A 24193-nucleotide genomic window follows, 5' to 3' on the forward strand; every position below is an offset into this window, starting at 1 on the left:
GACAACAAAGAAAGAACAGTGAAGAAATGGATATCCGTGTCCCTATCTTAGGCTGGGGCGAGAACGGCAGGGATCCCCAGCTAATCAATTCCCCTGTTTGCCGAGTCAACCGCGAACCTCACCTCACGACTCGGCCCGGAACAAGGGGGGAAAGTACACAGTATCCTAAAGGGGTTGACCCCCTTACCCGAGCCATGATCTCTTCGCCCACCAACTTCACGGAACGCTCTGTCACCTCTGCTTCCCCAGTTTCCGAAACCAGCCCGGCTTCTCGTTCTGAATCTTGGGCGGCCCCCGTTCTGGCGGCCATCGATGTGGGCAGCAACTCTCTCCACATGGTGGTGGTGCGCATCAATCCCCGTATCCCTAGCTTCACCATCATCTCCCGCGAAAAAGCCACCGTCCGGCTGGGGGAGTTTTGCAGCCAGACGGGCGCCCTCACGCCTGCAGCTATGGAACGGGCCCGGACGGCTCTGGAGCGGTTTTGCCGCATTGCTGAGAGCTTTCAGGTGCAGGATATTGTTGCCGTGGCTACCAGTGCTGTGCGCGAGGCCCCCAATGGGCTGGAGTTTTTGAAGCGGATTGAACGGGAGCTGGGCCTGCGGGTGGAGTTAATCTCGGGGCAGGAAGAGGCCCGCCGCATCTACCTGGGGGTGCTCTCGGCGATGGAGTTCCACAACCGGCTGCACGCGGTGGTGGATATTGGTGGCGGCTCCACCGAGCTGATTTTGGGCAATGGCCAAGAGCCGGAGTTTCTGCGCAGCGTCAAGGTAGGGGCAGTGCGTCTGACCCAGGCTTTTTTGCACCACGATCCGCCCACTTCTGGCGAACTGCAAGCCCTGCGCCAGCACATCCGCGGCATGCTGGAATCCCCCATCGAGCAGATGAAGCGGATCCTTGCCTCTTCACAACAACAGGGATCCCTGCCTTTGGTGGGCACCTCTGGCACCGTCGAGTGCCTGGCCCAGTTGGATGCCCGCCGTCGGTTGGGCGCTCTCCCCCATCGCCTGCAGGGGTATGAGTTCAGCCTGGAAGCCCTGCGCGGCTACATCAAAGAGCTGCGCTCCCTCACGGTGGCCGAACGGCAAAAGCTGCCCGGCCTGGGGGAAAGGCGGGGGGAGATCATCCTAGCCGGGGCGGTCATCTTGGAAGAAGTGATGACCCTGCTGGGGGTGGAGCGGATCCAGTTTTGCGAACGGGCTCTGCGGGAAGGGCTGATCGTGGACTGGATGATCGGCCAAGGGCTGATTGAGGATCGGCTGCGCTACCACAGCTCGGTGCGGCGGCGCAGCGTCCTCAAGTTGGCGGAAAAATACCAGGTGGAGCTGCCCTATGCCGAGCGGGTGGCCGAATTTGCCCTCAGCCTCTTCGACCAGACCCGCGGCCTGTTGCATGGCTGGGGATCCCGGGAGCGGGCTCTTCTCTGGGCGGCGGCCATGCTGCACAACTGCGGCCACTTCATCAGCCATGCCGCCCACCACAAGCACTCCTACTACCTGATCCGCCATGGAGAACTCTTGGGCTTCAACGAAGAAGAGGTGGAGGTGATCGCCAACTTGGCCCGCTACCACCGCAAGTCGCCCCCCAAGAAGAAGCACGAGAACTTCCAGCGCCTCAGCGACGAGCGGGATCGCCAAGTGGTGCTGGAACTGAGCCCCCTGCTGCGCATAGCCTGTGCTTTGGATCGCCGCCGCCTGCAGGCCATTCAAGCCCTGCACTGCCGTTTTCAGCTCCTGGGAGAAGGCCCCCGCCGCATGGAGTTGATTTTGGATCCCAGGCATCCCAAGGACGACTGTGCCCTAGAGTTGTGGAGCTTAAACGAGAAGAAAAAAGTCTTCGAGCAACAGTTCAACCTGCAGGTAATCCCCAAGCTCTCTACCCAGATCCAGCGCAGCGCCGATCCCTTTGAGGCAGCAGTTTAGCCTTCTCGGGGATCCTAGCTAAGGGGCAATGGTAATGGGCGAGGGGCTGGTTTGGGTGGTCTTTTGGCCCCCTCTTTGCAAGATCACCTCGATGATGCCGTTGTTGACCGGCTGCATGTTGAAGGGCAACTGCTGCTGGGTTTCGTATAGGCCCGGCGCCACCTCCCGCATTTCGACTTCCGGCGTTACCCCAACAATCCGAAAAGCAGCCCGCCCCCCCGGATCCCCTCGCATGGTGACTTTGAGAATTTCTCCCATGCGCAGATTGGTGCTGTTGGTGGTGACACTGAAAATCTGGGGCAGTCCCGTGGCGACGGGTGCGGAAACCGGCTGAATGGTGGAGCGGGTTCCTCTGGAGCCATCGATGGAAAAAGGAAAAATCTCCCGATGTTCCTGGCTGAGGCCGTCCTTGGTGAGCACAATCCTCAAGGTGGGATTGTTGGCCTGGTGGGTGGGGGCTACCACGTAGGTGCCTTCGTAGTGGTTGGGTCGTACCTCCCGCATCGGCTGGTTCAGGGCCAGATTCCCCAGATCAAACTGGGCGATCCCTCCAGATTCCCCCCAAATGGCAATGGTGAGAATGTCCCCTTCCACCAAGTCGCGCTGGGGATCCAAGCGAATGGCCTCAATGCGCGGATAGCGATTGCTGGCTGCAGTCAGAGGGGCTGGCTGCGGCAGAGGAGCTGGGGGCGGAAATACTGATTCCACTGGCGGAGGAGCAACATTGCCCAAGGCCAGTTGAGGTAGCCGCCGTTGAACGCGGGTACTGACGCCATTGAGGGTCAACTGAATACTGATGTCGGGGCCAAAGACGGCATCCTGAGGACCAAGGCTATAAACTGCGCGGTAGTAGCCGGGCTGCACCTCCTGCATCGGCAGACCCTGAACCACGCCGCCGATATCAACCGTAGCCCTGCCGTTGGGAGTGGCCTGCGCTTCAATGGTCAAGGTTCCCCCTGCAGGAACACTTCCTCCCTCGGGAGTGATCCGCGTTTGGAAGATTTCGGGTTGGACAGTCTCGGCCACCCGGGCTGGGGAGGGACGCAACTGGGCCACAGGGGGTGGCAAGGGCGGAAGCTGACCGCGATACACCAGGGCCTGATGCAACAACACCGCCCCTTCTGCTCGCCTCAGCACGCGATTGGGCTGAAGACGAGCTGGATCCGGCACATTCACCAGCAGCCCCGCTTCGCCTGCCATGGCCACAAAAGCCCGCCCTACCTCTGGTACATCAGCCGCATCGGTGTACAGAGCCATCCAGCGCTCAATGTCGGCCTGGGTGGGAGCAGGCAATTGCAGAGCCCGCACCAAAATGGCCAGGGCTTCCAGGTGGGTGATATCCCCTTGCGGGCGAAACTCGTTGCCCTCGTATAGGCGCATGGCCCCCGCCTGTAGCACGGCTTGGGCAGTCCAATAGTCGGGGGTGTTGGGCTCCAGATCGCGAATCTCCTGCACCTGGTTGGGATTGGGAATGTAGCCGAAAAACTCCGTCAGCCACTGGGCCAATTCCAGACGGGTCAGGGTGGCTGACAGGGGTTCTTGGGTGATCACCACATCTGTCTGACGTTCCAGAGCCGCCACGTAGGGGTCGGTCCAGGCCAGCGAGGCTTGCTGCTCCACCCCTTGGGACCAAGCCGGCAAGCTGACACCCGACCAGCCCAGCGTCCAACACAAGCTCAGAGCTAGGGGCCACGAGCACCGCATAGCTGTCACTCCTGTTCCAACAACATCCCCTCAGGGCCAGCTTATCTCAAACTTCCGCCCCATCCTCAAGCCCTCGATGCCCCTTGGGATTGCGCCCTTTGGCAGTGAGATTCTGAAAACTCGGGTGAGGAGGTTGGTCACAGGAACCCCATAGGAGATTTTACTTATCCAAGACAAGATTGGGATCCGGCTTGGCAGCAAAGGGGCTAAGCGAATGTCTTGCAACTTGTAGTTGTGCATCCAAATCTTTATCATTGTGTTATAGACTCAGAAAGTTCAGAAAGCACTTTTGCCCCTACCCTAGGGAGGAGTTTCATGGCTGGCAGCACCGGAGAGCGACCTTTTGTCGATATCATCACCAGTGTCCGCTACTGGGTCATTCACGCCCTGACCATTCCCGCTTTGTTTTTGGCAGGCTGGCTTTTTGTGAGCACCGGCCTGGCCTATGATATTTTCGGCACCCCACGCCCCAATGAGTATTTCACGGCAGAGCGCCAGGAGTTGCCGATCGTCAGCGATCGCTTCAATGCTCTGGAGGAGTTGGAGAGGCTGACTCGTTAAGGGTGGCTGTGGGCAAGTGGTTCATGCATTGTTGCAACTTGTAAATTGATTGAGCTTTTTGCGTAGGGTGATATCTATGGCCAGTAAATCTGATGAACCCGTTTTTTACCCTGTTTTTACCGTCCGTTGGCTGGCGGTGCATACCTTGGCGATCCCAACGGTTTTCTTCTTGGGAGCCATTGCTGCAATGCAGTTTATTCAACGGTGAACCCAATGGCTGATCAACCCGAAAGGAATCCCAACTCCCAACCGGTGGAGCTAAACCGCACTTCCCTTTACCTGGGTTTGCTGCTGGTGTTTGTGGTTGGGCTGTTGTTCTCCAGCTACTTTCTCAACTGAGGCCAGGATCCCACTCTGCTCTTCTTAGAGTTGAAAGGGGCTGGCAAGGGATACAGTTGGCTTTTGGCCAGCTTTTGTTCCCTTATTACCGAAAATGTAATTGCTGCTAGTTCCGTCTTTAGTTCTTTTGGAGACCAGTTGCTATGACCAGTCAAGCAAGGATCCCTTTGTGGATAGTGGCCGTGGTTGCCGGTTTGGGTGTGCTCACGGTAGTTGGGCTTTTCTTCTATGGCTCCTATGTGGGCTTGGGCTCGAGCCTGTAAGTTTGAGGTTTTTAGTCTGTTAGTCTGGTAGTAGCCCGCAATAGGTAGGGGTACAAAGCCGCATGGTTTTTATGGCCTAGCTGAATTCAGTTAGGCTTTTCGATGCTGTTGTATCTACCACTTTTTCCGGGGCTACCCATCACGTTGAAATCCTTTTTGGTGACCAATGCAGGGGAGTCTGTTCCAGTTCCCCAGTATTATCGCCAAGCACAAAAGCGGTTACGGAGATTACAGCGGTCATTATCCCGCAAGAAGCAAGGGTCAAACCGCCGTAAGAAAGCCTTAAGGCGAGTGGCGAAGGCCCATCTCAAAGTAGCCAATCAGCGCAAGGATTTCCACTACAAGACAGCCAACTGGTTGTTAGGGTGAGTGTTGAGAGGATGTCACAAGAGCTATCTCTGTGTTAAGCGAGCATGAACTTTTTTAACGATCCGGGTGGTGGTTGCCGAGAGGGTAACTTAGGCCCCGTAGAATGAATCGCAAAATTCCAGGCAGGACATTCGGACATGGATTACATTCGCACCTTTAACGACGATCCCTGCGAGGGGCATCTTTCGACGCCCATCAGCGATTCTCCTGTCACCCGTCTGTTTATCAACAATCTTCCCATCAACCGTCCTGGCCTGTCGCCGCTATTGCGGGGGCTGGAAATTGGGCTGGCCCATGGATATTTCTTGGTGGGGCCGGAAATTGTGCTGGGGCCGCTGCGGGATTACCCTGAGGCAGCTAACTTAGGCGGGCTGGTTACGGCGATGGCGATTGTGCTGCTGGGAACCGCCTGCATGTCGGCCTATGGCAGCGTTACCTTCGGAAACAAGCCGGAAACACCGGGGGCCGCTCCTCTGGCTACAGCTCGGGGTTGGGGGGATCTGACGGCAGGATTTTTCTTGGGAGGTATGGGTGGCGTGTTCGCTGCCTACTTCCTGCTGGAGAACTTTGCCGGGATCGACGCCATCTTTCGAGGGCTGGTGAATTAGTTGTCAAGTTTGTCAAGTCACTTGAGAGGAGCAAAATCATGACCGGTTCTTACGCTGCTGCTTATCTTCCTTGGATTTTTATCCCCATTGTTGGTTGGCTGCTTCCTGCAGTGGGCATGGCAGTGCTTTTTTTGTACATTGAGCGGGACTAGTCCCGGAGTGCTTTGATACTCACTAGTGCTGATTAATTTCAATTATTTCAGGCTAGAGATCAACCCCAGATATTGAGGCAGGGATCCCAAAAAAGGGATCCCTCTCTTTTGGTCAGGATGATTTCCATCCGCGCTACCAGAGTCCCGAAAGGCGAAGGCTGTCCCCTCACCTCTTTTTTTTAGGAAGGGAGCATTTCCAAAGGACTTTAGATTGGAGCAGGATCCGGCGAGCTGATCCCAAGCCAACAAGGGGAAGGGCAGCTTCCGCAACACCCTTGCAACTTCAACGAGAAGGAGGAGTCGATGGCCAGCCTTAACTTTCCAACCCTGCGTATTGGGGATCCCATTCAAGAGGGCAGTTTCCAGGTTTTCCCTCTCTTTTCTCAGGGGGAGCAGGAAGTTGCCTATCGCCTTCCAGATCTGCAAACCCAGGAAGCAACCATCACCGAGGTGAGCGAGGCCGGAGCAGTACCTCACCTGGTTGTGGAAAACCACAGTGAGTTCCTATTGCTGCTGGGAGTACCGAGCAGAGTCCCAGCGGGGCGACCAAGGCTCAGCTCTGTTCTATGATGGGAAGGTGGTTTATCTTTCAGCAGTCTCTCGGCAGTAGTGCCAGGCTTCTCACCTAAGCTGGTTCCCCCTTTGGGGGATCCCTAGAAATTGGAAGAAAAAGAAAGAAATTGGAAAGAAAAAACATCCTGAGTTAGCTCGGTCACCGCCTGTTTGGCTTCCTGGCGGCCTCGGCAATACCGCTCTAACCGCTCGCTAACGGAGATGGGATCCCCGACGGTCACGTGAACCCCCCGCCAGCCTAGGCGAGGGCGGGCTGGGTAGGATTCCCCTCGAAGGCGGGCCAGCACATCAAATAGAATGAGGGCAGTTTCTGCCAGCCGCTCAAAAGAGGGTTTGCTCAGCAAATACTCTTCCTGGACGGCTACACAGCTTTCCACCAAGCGCATGTGCTGCAGGTAGAGCGTTGCCTGGTGGGCTTTCCAGTCGAGCAACCCCCGCTGCAGGGGAGACAGGGATCCAGGATGCCGCAATTCTTCTCGGTAAATCTGGATCCAGGCGACTTCTTCAATGCGGCGGCAACGGCTGTTCCAATCCCCCTGGGGAGATAGGCCGAAGTAGGTCTCCGCAGTTTCCAGAGCTTTGTGGAGCAGCCGCCCCAGGCGAGCGTTGAAGTGGCCAGGGGCTAGCCTCTGCTCTAGCGGTGGCTCTTTATCATCTCTTTCGGAGACAAAAGGAGGTAGGTCGTAGAAGGCTTCCAGTTGTCCCAGGAGATGCTGGGCTAGGCGGCAGATCCGCTGGGTGTAGCGAAGGTTGGGGCTCCTGGAGGATCTTGGCTCTGGCTTCGGAGGCGTCAACCCACTCAGGTGCTCAAGGCGCGCCAGCAGGCGCTCCAGCTTCGTCCAGGAGGGATCCGTGTAGTAGTACCGAATGCCAATGGGCAGCAAAATGACGGTCTCTGAGCGACCAGCTTTGGCCAGGTCCTCGGCGCACCAAAAGCACAGCTGAGCCATTCCCGGTTCCAGGGGATTGATCCGTTCGCTGTGGCCGTTGGTGGCTCCTTCTGGGGCGATTGCAAAGGGAAATTGCCCATCCAGGAGCAGTTGCCGGGCCGCCTTTAGCGCCACCCGATCCACCCTCCGACCGCGGCGTATAGGGATCCCGCCCAGGCGAGACAACAGCCACCCCAGCCATTCCCCTCCCCAGAGGGGCATGCCCCGGTCGTAGAGAAAATGGGCGTGAAGGGGTTCTCGAAGGCGGATCCCTTGTCGACGGGCGGCTTCGGGCACCAGGCGAGATAGAACGTACAGGCCCACCAGCGGGTCATCCACCTCCACATGTCGGAAAGCCAGGACTAGGCGAATTTGACCCTCCTGGAACTGGTGGTAGAGCCGCGCCAAGATCTCCGCCCCTGTGGCCTCGATTTTGGCAATGCCGGAAGGAAGCCAGCGCCGCACCCTCACCCGCAAGAGCAGGGGCAGGATCCCGTGGACGAGCCGTAGCACCCAGGCGCTATAGGCGGGCGGAATAAAGTCGAGGGGAGGACGGGCAAAATGGGGCGGTGGTGACAAGAGCAAGATTTGTTCCCAAGGTAGCTCAAGAGAAGAAGTGTAGTTAAACGCAAATCAGATTCATATCCCATCGCTCAGATTATTCATCAAGTCGCTACAGAGATCACTGGATATGCAGCCATTCTCAATCAATAATCAATATCAACAATATCAATGATTGAGATCCTTCCCCTGAGACCCCACGCCGTCGGCGCAACCGCTCTCTACTCTCCTCAAGCCCCCGACCCCTCTCTCACAAGGGGAGATGAGAGTTGGGAATCGTGGCCATGTCGTGCCCTTTACATTGCTTTCTTTGTCTTCCGTTGCAGTGAAGACGCTCTCTTCTCTCTACTTTCGTCTCTTAACTCAAGGTGGCTACAGGCTGGGCCTCTGCCAAGAGCGCCTGAGTTTGCAGGTCGGTGATGGTGACCAACAAGCGCCGCGAGCTATCAATGGCAAATTCGACGCGAAGGCGATCCTCTCCCACGCGGCCAGGGGGCTGCAAACGGGCCAGACAAACCGGTAAGGACTCCGTCTCGCTGAGGCGAATGGGCAGGGATCCAAGAGGAGCTAGGGATCGGAAATCGGTTTGCCGGGTGAGCTGCCGGCTGCTCATCCGCCCCAGCTCGTCGTAAACCACTTCCGACTGGACTACCTGGGCCACTTCTCCCACCTCTAGGCGAATCTCCGTTTGTCCGTCGTTGGCCACTTGCAGGATCAAGGGCTCAGCCCGTCGGCAGGGATAGGGGCTGCCCTGTTCGAAGAGGGGGTAGTAGATGTAGCTTTTCTGCAAGGGATCCCAGAGGCGGAGGGCATAGCTGTGGTGCAGGCGATCCTCCAGCTTCACCTGGCGGCCCACCTGCAGGGCGCCCAGGGCCACAGCATCGAAGGGGCGTTCGCAGCGCACTTTCTTTTTGCCGAAGTAGGAGCGCAGCAGCTCTTGAACTGCTGGCAGTTGGGAGCTGCCTCCTACCAAGAGCACCTGCTCAATTTGGTTTTTGCCCAATCCCCTCGCCTGGGCGGTGAGGAGAACGTCGTCCAAGCATTGGCGGATTTGATCCAAAAGCTGACGAGCTTCCAGGATCTCTTCCAGCTCCTGCCGGCTTAACTTCAACTCATGGGCAGTGAGGGCTTCGTCGTCAAACCAACTGCCCACCGCTTCCATCTGAGTGGAAAGGGCGATCTTGAGCTGTTCCGCCTGCTCCAGGAGGTTGAGCCAGCCCAGAGCTCCAATTTGCTGTCGGCTTAGCCCCAGTTGCTGCAGTAGGTAGTCGGCAATCCAAATGTCGATGTCCACCCCGCCCACATAGGCATCGGCCTTGGCGATCACCTCCGCTTTGAGGACAGGGCTACCCGCTTGGGGAGCGAGGGTGCGCACCAAGCTGAGATCCAAGGTACCGCCGCCGAAATCCACCACCAGCACTAGGGATCCCGGCTGGCCAACCGCATAGCCCAGGGCTGCTGCCGTGGCTTCATCGACAATTTGAACGGGATCCCAGCCACAGGCACTGGCCACTCCCCGCAGCCAATTCAAGTAGCGCTCAAAAGAGCCGACAGGGGCGGTGAACACCAGCTGTTGCGGCTGCAGGTGTTCTTTCGGGACAGCTTCCATCACCGTCTGCAAAAAAGCTTGGGCCACCCTCTCGGCGTCGTAGCGCTCTCCATCTAGAACTCGCGGCGGAGGGACAAACTCCGCCACCAAGTCCCGCTTAAACCCCTGAAACAGCCGTTGCGGATCCACTGCCCCCCACCGACCGGCGCGCACGGTTTCCCCCACCAGGAGCTGGCCTTTTCCCTTCACGTAGACCAAGCTGGGAATAGCCGAGTGGTCTGGGCGAGAGAGGCCGGGAAGAGTGAGGAGACGGGGCACTGCTTGGGCGGGATCCCAAACTGCCACCACCGTGTTGCTGGTGCCAAAATCAATGGCTAGGGTCGCTTTGGGGGCAGGTGCCATCAGCTCAATCCTCCAGGCAGGGAACGGCTGACTTTGGCTGGGCAGAGGATGTGGTCACCGCGGCGGTAGCCGACAAAGCGAATGTAAACGGGATCCCCCTTTTGAATATCCAGCTGATCCGGTTGATGCAGTTGCGGATCAAAGGGGACGGACTCCAGGGGGTTGCCGATGGGCTCATACCCCCAGCGCTGCAGCAGAGCGTCTAAGGAGCGAAACAGAGCTGTCACGTTTTGGGCCGGCCAATCGGGCTTGCGCTGGGCAATCTGGCGGACGGTGGGGTAGCTGGTGAGCAACGGCTGCAGCAGAGAGAAGAGGACTTCTGAGGAATCGGTGGCTCCCATTTTGTCATTCCCGTTGAGGCGCAGCAGGGATCCCAAGTCCCACTGCAGGGTGGCAGCCAGCTTTTGGAGCTGCTCCAGGCGCAGGGATCTCCACTTCCCCTGGCGCACCTGATCAAGGGCGCGGCGGCTGATCCCGGCCTGGGCCTGTAAAGCCCGCCAAGAAGACAGGCCAACAACCCGCATGCGTTCCTGCAGCCAACTATCCAGCGGTCTCTCGGCCATTGGGTTTTGCCAGGGATCCCTACGATCATGCCCCAACTTGGGTCTAGCTCAGGGATCGGCAAGGCGCAGGGAACGGGCTATAGCTTCCACATCTCGGTCATAGCGCTCGCGCCGGCTGGCCGGGTACACGAACTCAAAGCCAGCTTGCAGCGAAGGGCGGACAACTGTTTTGAGATAGAAAATCCGCTGGCCAAAGTCCTCGTAGCCGGAGACCACGAAGAAATCCCGGCCAACGGTTTGGTAAGTAACCTGGCGCTGGTTTTCCCGGCTGCGGCGAAGTTCTTCCTGCAGGGCGCTGGCAGGGGTTTCTTGAAAGATGTTGTACCCACCCCAAACCCGCAGCTCAGCCCCGTCTTGACCGAGGAACACTTGGCCGTCGCCATTGTCGGATTCCCCTTGCGGGATAAAGTCTGCCGGGTAGTCGATGCGGTAGCCGAAACGGGCATTGAGATAGGGCCGGAAACCGGCTTGGGCAACGGGAAGGGCGGGGGCGGGAGCAATGACGGGGATCCCCGCTCCTAGGATCAGTCCGGCAAGCAGACAAGCTAGGCGAGCAGCAGACTTCATGGTTTTGATTGCTCTAATCTGTAGCTATCCTAAGCTCTCTCACCTCCAGCCCCTCTCCTAGGGGGACAGAATTTGGTTTGTCCAAGCTCTTTCCCAAAAGACAAAGGGAATAGGAATCCAAGTTTCACTGCCGTTGAGAATGGGTCGGTTGCGCCGCTTGTATCTGGGTGCCACTTGAAATAGTAGGTATAGCATCTTTTTCGAGAGTTTGAAATAAAATACCGATTTTTGGGCCACTATTTTGTTTTGTCGACCAAGTTTAAGTTTGCCGATCAACATCAGGGTTTTGGCCGGAGCGCAGCCGTTCAATTTCTTCTCTTGCCCGCTGGATAGCGCCGCAGTTGTCTACTGCTGCCCAGGTGGAGGCCAGAAACAGTCCGGGTAGGGAAACCTCTCCCTCGTCGTCGCTAAACAACACGCCAAGGAAGAAACACCAGCCCAGAAAAACCATCAAAGCTTTCCACCGCCGCGTGTAGAGGTAGGCTCCGAAGGCAAGCAGAATAGACAGAAGGATCACCATCCCCTCGGACTTTTGAGAAAGGGCATAGGTGCGCCGCACCTCTTCATCTCTGCGCTTTTGATCTTCTTGCTGGAGCAACTCTTGCAGATGCTTGTCCATAAGGCCGCCTCAAAATCGGACGGCCTTATCTTAAAAATCCTGGGAAGACCCTTGTTCAAAACAACTTTTCGGGATCCCACGGCAGAAGAAGAGAGGCGAGACTGGTCATCGCCCCTTCCTTCTGTAGAATGGGAAAGCCTCTCTCTAGTTGCAGGCTACAAGGCCCGGACGGACTCTGCCATGACCTCAGCTTCTTTTGCTTTTTCCCCTCGTGTTTTGGATCCCCTTGACCCGCAGGTGCGTCCGGATCCCCAGGGGCGGTTTGGGCCGTTTGGGGGCAGGTTTGTGCCGGAAACCCTGATGAGCGCCCTAACGGAGCTGGAAGAAGCCTTTGAGCATCACTGGCGGGATCCCGACTTTCGCGCCGAGTTTCACAACCTGTTGCGGGATTTTGTTGGGCGGCCCAGCCCCCTCTACTTTGCCCAGCGGCTAACCGAATACTACGGCGGCCCGCAGATCTACCTCAAACGGGAAGATCTCAACCACACCGGCGCCCACAAGATCAACAACGCCCTTGGCCAAGTGCTGCTGGCGGTGCGCATGGGCAAGCGACGGGTGATCGCCGAGACTGGCGCCGGCCAACATGGGGTGGCCACGGCAACCGTGTGCGCCCGCTTTGGCCTAGAATGCGTCATCTACATGGGGGCGCTGGATATGGAGCGGCAGGCCCCCAATGTGCAGCGGATGCGCCTTTTGGGCGCTGAGGTGCGGGGAGTGGAATCGGGCACGCGCACCCTCAAAGACGCCCTCTCCGAGGCAATCCGCGACTGGGTAACCAACGTGGAGACCACCCACTACGTCATCGGCACGGTGGCGGGGCCCCACCCTTACCCGAAGCTGGTGCGGGCCTTTCACGATGTCATTGGCCAGGAGACGCGGCAGCAGTGCCAGGAAAAATGGGGAGGGCTGCCGGATGTGTTGCTGGCCTGTGTGGGGGGTGGATCCAACGCGCTGGGGCTGTTCAACGAGTTTGTCCGGGATCCCCAGGTGCGGCTGATCGGCATCGAAGCCGCCGGAGAAGGGCTGCACACGCCCCGCCACGCTGCCACCCTCAACCGCGGTCGCATCGGGGTCTTGCACGGGGCGATGAGCTACCTGCTGCAGGATGAAGAAGGTCAGGTGCAGGAGGCCCACTCCATCAGCGCCGGCTTGGATTATCCTGGCGTGGGGCCAGAGCACAGCTACCTAAAAGAAATCGGGCGGGCCGAGTACTACGCGGTTACTGACGACGAAGCGGTGGAAGCGCTGCTGCTGCTGTCGCGCCTGGAGGGGATCATCCCCGCGCTGGAGACGGCCCATGCGCTGGCCTACCTGAAAACTTTGGCCCCACAGCAAGGACTCCGTCCCGCTAACGCGATCGGCCCTCAGCAGCGGGTGGTGGTCAACTGTTCTGGGCGCGGCGACAAGGATTTGAACACCGTTTTCAAGTATTTGCAGCAGCGGGGACGTAGCTTTTAGAGTACGGTTGTTGTGACCACCAACGGGATTCTCTTGGGTGTTCACCTGCCGAGTTCACTTCACGGTTCGATTGCTGGGTCTTCAAGGACTCCGTCCCGCTAACGCGATCGGCCTGCTCCTGGCTGCGGGGCTGGGCTTGTGGACGGGATCCCTGCCGCAGCCTTCTGAGACAACTGCCCCTGTTCCTCCGCCGGAGTCCATGGGTGCCTCGCACCGCTTACGGGATCGCACTGGCGGGACGGAGTCCGATTCAGAAGGGATCCCCTCTCCCAGCCGGCGACAACCTCTCCCTGACACCCTGCCGGCACTGGCGCGTCAGGCCATTGCCTACTACTTCGCCACCGGCCAGGTGCTGCCACCTCCAGAGGAGATCCCGCCCCACTGGCGGCGCTCTGCGGGGGTTTTTGTAACAGTGAGTACAGAGGGTCGGCCCCGTGGCTGCTGGGGCAGCTTGGATCCCAGCGGCGAGGACCTGGTCAGGGCCACCATCCGGGCGGCGGTGGGGGCAGTCACCCGCGATTGGCGCTACGTACCTCTGCAACCCGGGGAGCTGGAGTCGGCCTCCATTCAGGTAGCCATTGTGCGGCGGGTGGTGCCCATTGCGTCGGCGGGACGGAGTCCTTTTGCCGCTGTGGAGCAGGTGGATCCCACCCGCATGGGCCTATTTGTCCGCTCTGGAACCCGGGGAGCGGTGTTGCTGCCGGGAGAGGCTTTGACGACAGAATGGCAGCTTGCTACCGCTAAGAGGTTGGCCGGGATCCCTGCCGACCAGCCGGTGGAGCTGTTTCGCGTGGAGGCAGAGCTGTTGCATGAGTTTTGAGGAGGGGGCAGATCTCAACGCTTCGCACTGTTGTCGTGAGTGGCTGGCAGCCGTGCTGGGCAACACTCACGTGCGCTGGGGTTGGTTTGTAGAGGAGACCCTGGTGAAGGTGGAGCGGTTTCCTGCTCACCAGCCCTTGTCCTGGCCGGAGCAGACAGAGCTGTGGCTGGCTCCTGTGGGCTCTGCCCCCCTGCCGCCGGAATCCCCTTGGGTGCATCGATTGGAGCTGTCGCAGGTGCCGCTGCGGGATCCCTACCCAGGGCTGGGGCTGGATCGGGCCTTGGCCTTGTGGGCTGCTGGGATCCACTACGGCTGGCCCTGTTTGGTCATCGACGCGGGTACTGCCCTGACCCTCACAGGAGCTGACTCTGAAGGATCCCTGGTGGGAGGGGCCATCTTGCCCGGCCTGGGGTTGCAGGCGCAGGCGTTGGCTGATCACACAGCCCTGCTGCCCAAAGTGCAGTGGGATCCGCAGGATCCCTTGCCCCCTCGCTGGGCCAACGACACCGTGGCTGCCATCCGCAGCGGCATCCTCCACACCCTCTTGGCTGGCTTGCGCGAGTTCATTGCCGACTGGCGTCGCCGCTTTCCCCAAGGCCCCCTGCTGCTGACCGGCGGGGATGGGAAGTGGCTCCACCCTCACTTGGGCCCGCTTGACCCAGAGCTGCGCTGGGATCCCCACCTGGTGTTGCGGGGAATTGCCGGCTGCCGCCAGCTGCACCGCACTGCCCGCCACTCCCCTAGTGCAGAATAGAAAACAGTCTCTCCCAGCCGCCTGCGAGTAACGGCTTCTTGCTTGGGGATCCCATGGCCAACGGCAACTCCTTCGGTGTCCTGTTTTGCGTGACCACCTATGGCGAGTCCCACGGGGGGGCGGTGGGGGTGGTGGTGGATGGCTGCCCGCCGCGGCTGCCCTTGAGCGAGGCCGACATTCAGGCAGAGCTGGATCGGCGGCGTCCTGGCCAGAGCCCCATCACGACGCCCCGCCAGGAAGCGGATCGCTGCCAGATCCTCTCCGGGGTTTTTCAGGGCTTTACGCTGGGCACCCCCATCCACATCCTGGTGCGCAACCAGGATGCCCGCCCCCAGGACTACCAGGAGATGGCCACCACCTTCCGCCCTTCCCATGCCGATGCCACCTACCAGGCCAAGTACGGCATCCGCAACTGGCAGGGGGGCGGACGGGCCTCAGCGCGAGAAACCATTGGCCGGGTGGCTGCCGGGGCCATTGCCAAGAAGATCCTGCGCCTAGCGGCAGGGGTGGAGATCCTGGCCTACGTGCAGCGGGTAAAAGACGTGGAAGCCCAGGTGGATCCCAGCTCGGTAACTGCAGAGCAGGTGGAGGCCAACATCGTCCGCTGCCCCGATCCCCAAGCGGCGGCGGCCATGATCCAAAAAATTGAGGAGGCGGCGCGGGAAGGGGATTCGCTGGGGGGAGTGGTGGAGTGTGTGGCCCGCAACGTGCCCCGCGGACTGGGATCCCCGGTGTTCGACAAGCTGGAGGCCGACTTGGCCAAGGCGGTGATGTCCCTGCCAGCCAGCAAGGGGTTTGAGATCGGCTCTGGGTTTGCCGGCACCTACCTGACGGGCAAGCAGCACAACGACGAGTTTTACATGACCCCCGGCGGCTGGCGCACCCGCAGCAACCGCTCCGGCGGCATCCAGGGGGGCATCAGCAACGGAGAAGATATCCTCCTAAGGGTGGCCTTTAAACCCACCGCCACCATTCGCCAGGCCCAAAACACCGTCACCCTCGATGGGCAAGAGACGGTTTTGGCGGCGCGGGGACGCCACGATCCCTGTGTGCTGCCGCGGGCGGTGCCGATGGTGGAGGCGATGGTGGCCCTGGTGCTCTGCGACCACCTGCTGCGCCACCACGCCCAGTGTGGATCCCTGGCCTTGCCGGAGCTGCCCATTCCTGCTGTTCCTGTGTCCCACACCTAGCAGCAGCCGGTCGCGATACTCGGACGGAGTCCTTGGCGGATATCCTGAGTAGGAAGAGGAGAGAGCAGAGAGAAGAGAGCAAAGAGAGTGGATCCTCACTCCTCACTTCTCACTCCTTCCTTCTCACTTCTCCCTTCTCACTCCTCAAAGAGCGGGATCCCCATTCATGGCCAAGGCCAAAACCGTCTGGGAGTGCAGCCAGTGCGGCGAGCGCTATGCCAAGTTTTTGGGCCGCTGCGACCATTGCGGCGCCTGGAACACCCTGACGGAAGTGGTCGTCGCCCCAGCGGCCAAGTCCCCACGGGCCCAAGCCCTCGCTCCTAGGTCCAACCGCGCCAATGGGATCCCCCGGTCGGCCCTCCCCCTCTCCCAGGTCTCCTCAGATCGCCACCCTCGCCTCTCCTCCGGCTATGGCGAGTTTGATCGGGTGTTGGGAGGTGGCATTGTGCCGGGATCCCTGGTGTTGATTGGCGGGGATCCGGGCATTGGCAAGAGCACCCTGCTGCTGCAGAGCGCTGCCCACCTGGCCAAGAGCGGGCCCATCTTATACGTGTCGGGGGAAGAATCAGCCCAGCAGATCAAGCTACGCGCCGATCGCGTCAGTGGGACGGAGTCCAAGCGGCTGGGGGTAGAAAGCGAGCAGCTCTACCTCTTGGCCGAGACCGAGCTGGAGGCCATTGTGGCCGAGATCCAGGCCCTACAGCCGCAGGTGGCGATCATCGACAGCATTCAGGCCATCTTCTGGGGGCAGCTCAGCTCAGCGCCGGGATCCGTTTCCCAGGTGCGGGAATGCACCGGCCTGTTAATGCGGCTGGCCAAAAAACTGGGGGTGGCTCTGCTGATTGTAGGCCATGTTACCAAAGACGGATCCCTGGCCGGGCCGAAGGTGCTGGAGCATTTGGTGGACACGGTCTTGTACTTTGAGGGGGATCGCTTCCAAAGCCACCGCCTATTGCGCGCCGTCAAAAACCGCTTTGGGGCAGCCCAGGAAATGGGTGTTTTTGAGATGACCGCCTCTGGCTTGGTGGAGGTGGAGAACCCCTCGCAGCTTTTTTTGAGTAGCCGGGATCAGGCCATGCCCGGAACAGCCACCATCGTTGCCTGCGAGGGCACCCGCCCCTTGGTGGTGGAAGTGCAGGCCCTAGTCAGCCCCACCAGCTACAGCTCCCCCCGCCGCACCTCCACCGGCATTGAAATCAACCGCTTTTTGCAGATCTTGGCTGTGCTGGAAAAACGGGTGGGGATCCCGCTTTCCAAATACGATGCTTACATCGCCTCTGCCGGCGGCATTCAGGTAGCCGAGCCAGCTGCCGACTTGGGGGTAGCAGTGGCCGTGGCCGCCAGCTTCCGGGATCGCCAAGTGGATCCTTTTACAGTCCTGATTGGCGAGGTGGGACTGGGGGGGCAGGTGCGCCCGGTGGCCCAGTTGGAGCAGCGCTTGAAAGAAGCCAGCAAACTGGGGTTTCGCCACGCCATCATCCCCAACAGCCCTGTGTTGTCGGATCACGGCCTGCGCCTGAGTCGGGTGCAGCGGGTGTTGGAAGCCCTGCTGGTGGCTGTGCCCGGTTCCCAGAGCGCAGAGTGAACATCCCCTTGCCTTCCACCCGTCGCCGGCTGCTGGGCTCTGCTGCGCCTATCTCCAAAGGCCAAGCAAGGACTCCGTCCCGCTAACGCGATTGGACTCCGTCCCGCTAACGCGATTGGCATCCGCTGCTTCGGTGGCATGTCCATCATGTTCCCGAAAACTTTTGTTACCCTCGAAAAAGGCTACGCCTGCTGGGCAAACAGCTCAGCAGCCTTAGCTGAGCCCTAGTCCGTAGTTAGCAACACCAGCAAGGGATCCCGGTGAGCATGGTTTCCGCACCCTCCAGCCCAGTCCAGCCCTCGATGCCAGAGACGGCATTTCCTCCGCCACCGGATAAAGGCTACACCCGCTGCGCGAACAGCGACCTGGTCATCGAGGACGATGAGCCTGTGGACAGCATTCACTCGGAGAAGCTGCAGCGCCTGCTCACCGGTGCCCTCTACACCTCATTCCAGCCCAAGGCCAAAGACACCGGGGAACCGATCCCCTTTTTGGCCACGGCCAATGTCGGTCTGTTCTATGCCCTCAAACTGCCTCCCCTGGTGCCCGATGTGATGCTCAGCCTGGAGGTGGCTCCCCCCGCCAGCTTTGAGCGCAAGGAAGATCGCACCTACCTGGTCTGGGAGATGGGTAAGCCGCCGGATGTGGTCATTGAGATTGTCTCCAAGCGCAAAGGGGAAGAGCTGGGCCGCAAACGCAAAGACTATGCCCGCGCCGGCGTCAGCTACTACGCGGTCTACGATCGCACAGCGGGCGTAGCCTCTCCCTTGCGGCAACTAAGGGAACTGCAGGGATCCCCACTGGTTCTTTTTCAGCGGCGGGGGGGAGAGTTGGTTCCCTTCGATTCCACCTGGCTGGAGGAGATTGGCCTGGGCTTGACCCTCTGGCAGGGATCCTTCGAGGGCGTCAACACGGAATGGCTGCGCTGGTGTGACCGAGAGGGCCAAGTTTTACCCACCGGCGACGAAAAGGCCGCCCTAGAGCAGCAGCGGGCCGAGAGAGAACGCCAACGGGCTGAAAGAGAACGCCAACGGGCCGAAAGACTTTTGGAGCTGCTGCGTTCCCACGGCAAAGGACTCCGTCCCGCTAACGCGAAAGGACTCCGTCCCGCTAACGCGATCGCACCGCCGGCAGCCTGAAAAATCCCGTCCCTAACGGGGCTTCCATTGTCCATTGCCTATCCACTGCCATGTCCACTCTCCCCAGCAGCAGCGAAGTTGCCCAACGGGCCGCCCGCCTGGAAAAAGCCCAACACCTGCGGGAACAAGGGATCCCGCCTTACGCCTATTCTTTTCCTGTTACCCATCTGGCTGCCGAGTTGCAGGCGCAATTTGCCGATCTCGAGCCCGGCGCCGAGCGGGAGGATGTGCAGGTGGCGGTGGCCGGGCGGATCCGGGCGCGGCGGGTCATGGGCAAGCTGGCTTTCTTTACCCTTCAGGATCGCTCCGGCACCATCCAGCTTTACCTGGAGAAGCAACGGCTGACGGAGCATATGGGGGAGTTGGCCTTCAAGAACTTGGACAAGCTCATCGACGTGGGCGATTGGCTGGGGGCCAAGGGCTGCCTCAAGCGCACCGAAAAAGGGGAATTGTCGGTGCGGGTGGACGAGTACCAGGTGCTAACCAAGGCGCTGTTGCCGCTGCCGGACAAGTGGCACGGCCTGCGGGATGTGGAGAAACGCTACCGCCAGCGCTACGTCGATCTCATCGTCAACCCTGAGGTCAAGCAGACCTTGCTCGACCGCGCCCAGATCATCCGCTCCCTGCGGCAGACTCTGGAAGAGCGAGGTTTTGTGGAAATTGAGACGCCCGTGTTGCAGGTGATCCCCGGCGGGGCGGAGGCGCGGCCTTTTGTTACCCACCACAACGCCCTGGATCTGGATCTCTACTTGCGCATTGCCACCGAGCTGCACCTGAAGCGGCTGGTGGTGGGCGGGATCGAGCGAGTCTATGAAATTGGGCGGGTCTTTCGCAACGAAGGCATCTCCACCCGCCACAACCCGGAGTTCACCTCTCTAGAGGCCTATCAAGCCTTCGCCGACTACCACACCATGATGGAGCTGACGGAAACCCTGGTCTGCAATGCCGCCCTGGCGGTGCGGGGATCCCTGCAGCTCACCTACCAAGGGGAAGCCATCGACCTCACCCCTCCCTGGCGACGGGTGACGATGCAGGAGCTGGTGGAGGAGGCCACTGGCATTTTCATCGATGTGGAAAAGGGATGCCCTGAAGAGCTGTTGCCCGCCTTGGCCGCCCAAGGGATCCCCGATCTCTCCCCCCAGGACTCCCCCGGCCAGTTGCTGGTCAAAGCCTTTGAGCACTGCTGCGAGAGCCGCCTGCGCCAGCCCACCTTTGTTCTGGACTACCCCCTGGATGTGTGTCCTCTTACCAAGCCTCACCGCAGCAAACCGGGGTTGGCCGAGCGCTTCGAGCTGTTCATCGTTGGGCGGGAGACGGCCAACGCCTACTCCGAGCTCACCGATCCGGTGGATCAGCGGCAGCGGCTGGAGGCCCAGGCAGCCCTGAAGGCAGCCGGAGATGAGGAGGCCCACTTTCTAGATGAAGACTTCCTCACGGCCTTGGAATATGGCCTGCCCCCCACCGGCGGCCTGGGCGTGGGGATCGACCGCTTGGTGATGCTGCTGTGCGACGCTCCCAGCATTCGCGATGTCATTGCCTTTCCGCTGCTGCGGCCCGAGACGGGAGAAGTGGCGGAGGAGGCTTGAGCCGATCCCTCTAACTGTCCATTCAAATCCCATCGATTTCTAAGAGAGGTTGGAGGTGGCCGCGGCGACGGCGCGGAGCCTTTGGGAAGTGTCTCAACCTATTTTGAAATAACTAGCGATAACGTCTTCCAAAAGCCGACCTTCGTACCCTTGCATCTGGAGGGCAGCCTGGAAATCCTGGCAGGCTCTCTGCCAATCCCCAAGGGCAGTCCGGGCCAGGGCGCGGTTGAGGTGGGCCTTGAGGTGGCAGGGATCCCTATCGCTCGCGTCAGCAGTGCAGAGTGTTATGGCTTGGTCGTAATCGCGGATGGCCGCCGAAAAATCCCCCTGTTGGGCGTAGGCCCAGCCGCGGTTGTTCAAAACCCAGACCCGCTCCTGGGGATCCAGCTCCAGTTGCAGCAGTCGGGTGTAGTCTTCTATCGCTTTGTCCGTCTGTCCCTCGCCATCCCACAGGAGAGCTCGGTGGAGCAAAGCAGAGTGCTCCTGGGGGTTCAAGGCCAGGGCCTGCGTGTAGTCGGCAATGGCCAGCTCAGGGCAATTGGCCTGCCGGTGTAGATCCCCCCGTTGACGGTAGGCCAGGGCAGCATCGGCCACCCCCCAGTTCTGGTCGAGGCTCAGAGCTTGGTTGAGATCCGCCAATGCCGCCTCTTGATCCCCCAAAGCCAGATGCACCCTTGCCCGCAAAGCAAAAGCCTGAGAAGCCTGCGGTTGCTGCTGGATCAGCGCCGTGAAATCGGCCAACGCCCCAGCCAGATCCCCCCTCTCTTGGCGACACAAGCCCCGATACAACAGGGCTTCGGTGACCAGCACTTCTGGATCCCCTGGGCTGGTCAGCTCCAAGACCCGATCCCAATCGGCTATTGCCCCCTCCAGGTTGTGGCGCAGGCGGCGGACTTGGGCCCGCTTCAGGTGGGCCTCCAGATAGAGCTGCCGGGACTGTTCCCCGTCTTGGGCCTCTTCCTGGATGACTTGGTCGAAGTCGGATTCAGCCTGCGCGTAGTACCCCAGCTCCAAGGACTCCGTCCCGCTGACGCGATCCTGCTCCGCACGGTTGGTAGGGCCATCGGTGCCGCGCACCGCCAACGCCAACAACAGAGAGCCGCGGGCCAAGCGGGCCATCCTGTGTTGGGGATCCTGCTGCAGCAAGCGGTTGAGATCTTGCAAGGCCGCTTCGGTCTGACCCAACTGCTGCAGAGCTTGTCCTCGGTGCCACAGCGCTTCCCTGTGGTCAGGATCCTGCTGCAAAACCCGGCTGAGATCCTGAATGGCGGAATCCCAGTTGCCCACCTGTCCATGGGCCATGCCCCGTCCCAGCCAAGCCGTCCAGTCCTGAGGATCCTGCCGCAACACCTCGTCGTAGTCGGCAATGGCCTCTGGCCACCGGCCCAGCTGTCGGCACAACTCAGCTCGCTCTTGGCGCAGATCCCGCCGTTCCGGCTGCAAGCGCACCGCCTCGTTCAACTGCTCCAAGGCCGCCTGCAGATCTCCCGTCTGGATTTGGGCCCGCGCCAGATCTCGGCGGATATCCGCCTCGGCCACTGCCACCCCCAGCGCCAAAGCCTGGTGGTAATCCTGGATGGCCCCCAGCCCATCTCCCAGAGCAGCCCGCACTTGGCCGCGATGGAAATAAGCCAAGCCCGACTGAGGATCCCCTTGCAGAGCTTGGTCGAAATCGGCCAGCGCTCCCTGCCAATCCCCCAACCGTTGCCGTGCCATACCGCGGCGCAGATGGGCATTAACCAGCAGCTCCGGCCCGCGTGGGATCCCAGGCCTCGCCGCCCACTGCAACACCTGCGAGAAGTCCTCACAGGCTGCCGGCCAATCTTCCCGCTCAGCATGGAGTTGGCCGCGGTTGAGGTAGAGCTGAGGGTTCTGCGGATCCCGCTCCAGGGCAGCTGTATAATCCCGCAGAGCCGCCAGGGGATCCCCCAACAGCCAATGGATTCGCCCGCGGCTGCTGTAGGCACTGGCATCTTGGGGATCCAGAGCGATGGCCTGGCTCAAGTCCGACAAAGCCGCTTCGATGTTGCCCAAGTCCAGGTGGGCAATGCCCCGGTTGAGGTAGGCTTTGGCCATTTGGGGATCCAGCTCCAGGGCGCGGTTGAAGTCTGCCAGAGCGCCGCCGGGATCCCCCAGCCCCTGGCGAGCCAAGCCCCGGCAGAGATAGGCCCGCGACAGGTTGGGATCCAGACGGAGAGCCTGTTCACAATCGGCCAGCGCCGGCTCCAGGGTGTTGCTGCTCAGGTAGGCCATGGCCCGCTGCAAGTAGAGATCCGCCTGGGCTGCCGCCTCTGCCTCAGGTAGCTCAGTGGCCTCAGCAGACCGTAGGGATAGGGCCTGAGAAAAATCTTCAACGGCCCCTTGGGGATCCCCCAACGCTTGCCGGGCCAGGCCCCGGTGGTAATAGGCTTTGCCGTGGCGAGGATCCAACTGCAGCGCTTGGGTGTAGTCCTCGACGGCCCCTTGCAAATCTGACAACTGGACCCGCGCCACTCCCCGGTTGAAGTAGGCTTCCCCGTCCTGAGGGTCCCGCTTGATCACCTCGGAAAAATCGGCTGCTGCCCCCTGCGCATCTCCCAGATGGCCGCGCACCACGCCGCGGTTGAAATAGGCCCGCACATCTTCCGGGTTGAGCTCAATGGCCCGCGAATAGTCTTCGATGGCCTGCTGCTGCTGATTGAGTTGCCGGTAAGCATTGCCACGGTTGTAGTAGGCCACCGCCCATTGTGGGTTGAGGCCGAGAGCCTGGGTGTAGTCGGCAACAGCTCCCTCGTAGTCCTCCAGCCGGTAGCGGGCAATGCCGCGGTTGAAATAGGCGCGGGCGTCCCCTGCCAGTTGAATGACTTGGGTGTAATCTGCGATGGCCCCTGCCAAGTCCCCACTTTTGTAGCGGGCGCTGCCCCGCTGGCTGTAGGCGCGGCTATTTTGGGGATCCAATTGAATGGCCAACGTACAGTCGGCAATCGCCCCCTGGAAATCCCCTTGGCGAGCTTTCTCCTGTGCGCGGGCCAACAGGCGCGTCGCCAAAACCTGATCCACCGAAACATCGCCGAGCGTCGCCTCTTGGGGAAAAGGCAACAGGGGCCGCAGCGCCTCCAACACTTCAGCAGCGGACTGGAAGCGCTCTTGCCAGTGGGGGCAGATCAGGCGATCCAAAATCTCGGCCAGCTCCTCGCTGACCTGAACCAAATCCCGCCAGAGCAGTTGGCCGGTGCGGGGATCGTCCCGGATCTTATGGGGAGGACGACCGGTGAGGGCTTGGATGGCCAGCACCCCTACGGAGTACAGGTCGCTGCAGGGCTGGGGCTTGCCGTTGAGCTGTTCGGGCGCCATGTAGCCAACCGAGCCAATCACCGTCGCCAACTGAGTTTGGCCGGGGGCATGGCTGACCAACCGCCCCACTTCCTTGACTGCCCCAAAGTCGATCAACACCAACTTGCCATCGGCATCGCGGCGCATCAGGTTGGCCGGCTTGATATCCCGATGGACGATCTGGTGGGCGTGTACATGGCGCAGGATCTCCAAAATATCCCACAACAGTTTCAAAACCTCGGCCTCGCTCAGCGGCTTGCCCGGGATCAGCTCCTGGCTGAGATCATGCCCGGCAACAAACTCTTGCACCAAGTAAAAATCCTGATCCTGCTCGAAGTGGGCCAAAAGGCGGGGCACTTGGTCGAAGTGGTTGAGCCGGTTGAGAACCTTGGCTTCCCGTTCAAAGAGCTTGCGAGCCGTGGCCAGTGTATAAGGATCCGTGGAGAGGGGGCGAAGGCGCTTGACGACGCAAGGGCTATCGAAGGTGTCTTGATCCACCGCCTTGTAGGTTATGCCAAATCCCCCTTCCCCGAGGGGATGGAGAATGCGATAGCGTCCCCTGAGCACACTTCCCGCTCTGATCTTGTCTTCCATAGCCAAGCCAGTCGCCTGAGCGGCGCAGCCTTTTGCCACTACGAGCTGGCTCGATTCTGCCACAGGCGGACGCC

At 60.4% G+C, this 24193-nt stretch carries 22 protein-coding genes and 1 pseudogene; 16 read left to right on the forward strand and 7 right to left on the reverse strand.

The genetic code is table 11. The features are described from left to right. The first annotated feature begins 194 nt into the window (after positions 1 to 194). Complete coding sequence (locus tag ACVWY9_RS00470) at positions 195 to 1922, forward strand: Ppx/GppA phosphatase family protein (RefSeq protein WP_457387148.1); 1728 nt, start codon at positions 195 to 197, stop codon at positions 1920 to 1922. An 18-nt stretch (positions 1923 to 1940) separates the two neighbouring features. Here ACVWY9_RS00470 and ACVWY9_RS00475 read toward each other — a convergent pair whose 3' ends face one another. Next, positions 1941 to 3626, reverse strand: coding sequence for an S-layer homology domain-containing protein (locus ACVWY9_RS00475; RefSeq protein WP_414408682.1), 1686 nt, complete (start codon positions 3624 to 3626; stop codon positions 1941 to 1943). Between the two features lie 315 nt (positions 3627 to 3941). Here ACVWY9_RS00475 and psbE point away from each other — a divergent pair, with 315 nt between their 5' ends. The 8 genes and pseudogenes from psbE to ACVWY9_RS00515 all read left to right on the forward strand — a co-directional run bounded on the left by psbE (position 3942) and on the right by ACVWY9_RS00515 (position 6488). Further along, positions 3942 to 4187 carry a cytochrome b559 subunit alpha gene (psbE, locus tag ACVWY9_RS00480; protein ID WP_011433109.1) on the forward strand — a complete coding sequence of 82 codons (246 nt, stop codon included), beginning with the start codon at positions 3942 to 3944 and terminating at the stop codon, positions 4185 to 4187. Between the two features lie 76 nt (positions 4188 to 4263). Next, positions 4264 to 4395, forward strand: a complete 132-nt coding sequence (psbF, locus tag ACVWY9_RS00485; protein WP_414356645.1) for a cytochrome b559 subunit beta — start codon at positions 4264 to 4266, stop codon at positions 4393 to 4395. A gap of 5 nt (positions 4396 to 4400) precedes the next feature. Continuing rightward, positions 4401 to 4526, forward strand: coding sequence for a photosystem II reaction center protein L (locus ACVWY9_RS00490; protein WP_011433111.1), 126 nt, complete (start codon positions 4401 to 4403; stop codon positions 4524 to 4526). Positions 4527 to 4669: 143 nt separating this feature from the next. Continuing rightward, on the forward strand, positions 4670 to 4789 hold the full coding sequence (locus ACVWY9_RS00495; RefSeq protein WP_414356643.1) for a photosystem II reaction center protein J: 120 nt from the start codon (positions 4670 to 4672) through the stop codon (positions 4787 to 4789). A gap of 129 nt (positions 4790 to 4918) precedes the next feature. After that, positions 4919 to 5152 (forward strand): annotated as a pseudogene (locus tag ACVWY9_RS00500) (transposase); the annotation flags it as partial. Between the two features lie 143 nt (positions 5153 to 5295). Beyond that, positions 5296 to 5766, forward strand: a complete 471-nt coding sequence (locus ACVWY9_RS00505; protein WP_011433113.1) for a photosystem I reaction center protein subunit XI — start codon at positions 5296 to 5298, stop codon at positions 5764 to 5766. Positions 5767 to 5804: 38 nt separating this feature from the next. Next, a complete protein-coding gene (locus ACVWY9_RS00510; RefSeq protein WP_011433114.1) occupies positions 5805 to 5918 on the forward strand; it encodes a photosystem I reaction center subunit VIII in 114 nt (37 codons plus the stop codon). 303 nt (positions 5919 to 6221) lie between these two features. Beyond that, a complete protein-coding gene (locus tag ACVWY9_RS00515) occupies positions 6222 to 6488 on the forward strand; it encodes an ARPP-1 family domain-containing protein (protein ID WP_011433115.1) in 267 nt (88 codons plus the stop codon). An 83-nt stretch (positions 6489 to 6571) separates the two neighbouring features. On the opposite strand, the gene ACVWY9_RS00520 is transcribed toward ACVWY9_RS00515, so the two are convergent. From ACVWY9_RS00520 to ACVWY9_RS00540, 5 genes are all read right to left on the reverse strand, one after another. Beyond that, positions 6572 to 8005, reverse strand: coding sequence for a 1-acyl-sn-glycerol-3-phosphate acyltransferase (locus tag ACVWY9_RS00520; protein ID WP_414399588.1), 1434 nt, complete (start codon positions 8003 to 8005; stop codon positions 6572 to 6574). A gap of 334 nt (positions 8006 to 8339) precedes the next feature. Next, positions 8340 to 9932 (reverse strand): Hsp70 family protein, encoded by a 1593-nt coding sequence (locus tag ACVWY9_RS00525; protein ID WP_414344370.1) that lies wholly within the window; start codon positions 9930 to 9932, stop codon positions 8340 to 8342. Further along, positions 9932 to 10495, reverse strand: coding sequence for a helix-turn-helix domain-containing protein (locus tag ACVWY9_RS00530; RefSeq protein ID WP_457387152.1), 564 nt, complete (start codon positions 10493 to 10495; stop codon positions 9932 to 9934). The genes ACVWY9_RS00525 and ACVWY9_RS00530 overlap by 1 nt, the downstream gene beginning before the upstream one ends. A gap of 48 nt (positions 10496 to 10543) precedes the next feature. After that, positions 10544 to 11062, reverse strand: a complete 519-nt coding sequence (locus tag ACVWY9_RS00535; RefSeq protein WP_457387154.1) for a hypothetical protein — start codon at positions 11060 to 11062, stop codon at positions 10544 to 10546. 259 nt (positions 11063 to 11321) lie between these two features. Beyond that, the gene (locus ACVWY9_RS00540; RefSeq protein ID WP_414375464.1) at positions 11322 to 11681 is read right to left on the reverse strand and encodes a hypothetical protein; all 360 of its coding nucleotides are present in this window, start codon (positions 11679 to 11681) and stop codon (positions 11322 to 11324) included. Positions 11682 to 11861: 180 nt separating this feature from the next. Here ACVWY9_RS00540 and trpB point away from each other — a divergent pair, with 180 nt between their 5' ends. The 7 genes from trpB (at position 11862) to lysS (ending at position 20213) form a co-directional block, all read left to right on the forward strand. After that, on the forward strand, positions 11862 to 13139 hold the full coding sequence (trpB, locus tag ACVWY9_RS00545) for a tryptophan synthase subunit beta (RefSeq protein WP_457387298.1): 1278 nt from the start codon (positions 11862 to 11864) through the stop codon (positions 13137 to 13139). A gap of 37 nt (positions 13140 to 13176) precedes the next feature. Further along, positions 13177 to 13959, forward strand: a complete 783-nt coding sequence (locus tag ACVWY9_RS00550; RefSeq protein WP_414351904.1) for an AMMECR1 domain-containing protein — start codon at positions 13177 to 13179, stop codon at positions 13957 to 13959. Continuing rightward, positions 13949 to 14713: a pantothenate kinase gene (locus ACVWY9_RS00555; RefSeq protein ID WP_457387156.1), complete on the forward strand. Its 765-nt coding sequence runs from the start codon at positions 13949 to 13951 to the stop codon at positions 14711 to 14713. Before ACVWY9_RS00550 ends, ACVWY9_RS00555 begins: the two co-directional genes overlap by 11 nt. A gap of 53 nt (positions 14714 to 14766) precedes the next feature. Further along, complete coding sequence (gene aroC, locus ACVWY9_RS00560; protein ID WP_457387157.1) at positions 14767 to 15903, forward strand: chorismate synthase; 1137 nt, start codon at positions 14767 to 14769, stop codon at positions 15901 to 15903. Positions 15904 to 16069: 166 nt separating this feature from the next. Next, a complete protein-coding gene (gene radA, locus ACVWY9_RS00565; RefSeq protein ID WP_457387159.1) occupies positions 16070 to 17488 on the forward strand; it encodes a DNA repair protein RadA in 1419 nt (472 codons plus the stop codon). A 266-nt stretch (positions 17489 to 17754) separates the two neighbouring features. Then, complete coding sequence (locus ACVWY9_RS00570) at positions 17755 to 18627, forward strand: Uma2 family endonuclease (protein WP_457387160.1); 873 nt, start codon at positions 17755 to 17757, stop codon at positions 18625 to 18627. A 50-nt stretch (positions 18628 to 18677) separates the two neighbouring features. Further along, positions 18678 to 20213, forward strand: a complete 1536-nt coding sequence (gene lysS / locus ACVWY9_RS00575) for a lysine--tRNA ligase (protein ID WP_457387162.1) — start codon at positions 18678 to 18680, stop codon at positions 20211 to 20213. Positions 20214 to 20306: 93 nt separating this feature from the next. Here the strand turns inward: lysS and ACVWY9_RS00580 are convergent, their stop codons facing one another. Beyond that, the gene (locus ACVWY9_RS00580) at positions 20307 to 24182 is read right to left on the reverse strand and encodes a tetratricopeptide repeat protein (RefSeq protein ID WP_457387163.1); all 3876 of its coding nucleotides are present in this window, start codon (positions 24180 to 24182) and stop codon (positions 20307 to 20309) included. Positions 24183 to 24193 lie beyond the last annotated feature (11 nt).

It is taken from the genome of Thermostichus sp. OS-CIW-31, assembly GCF_054060305.1.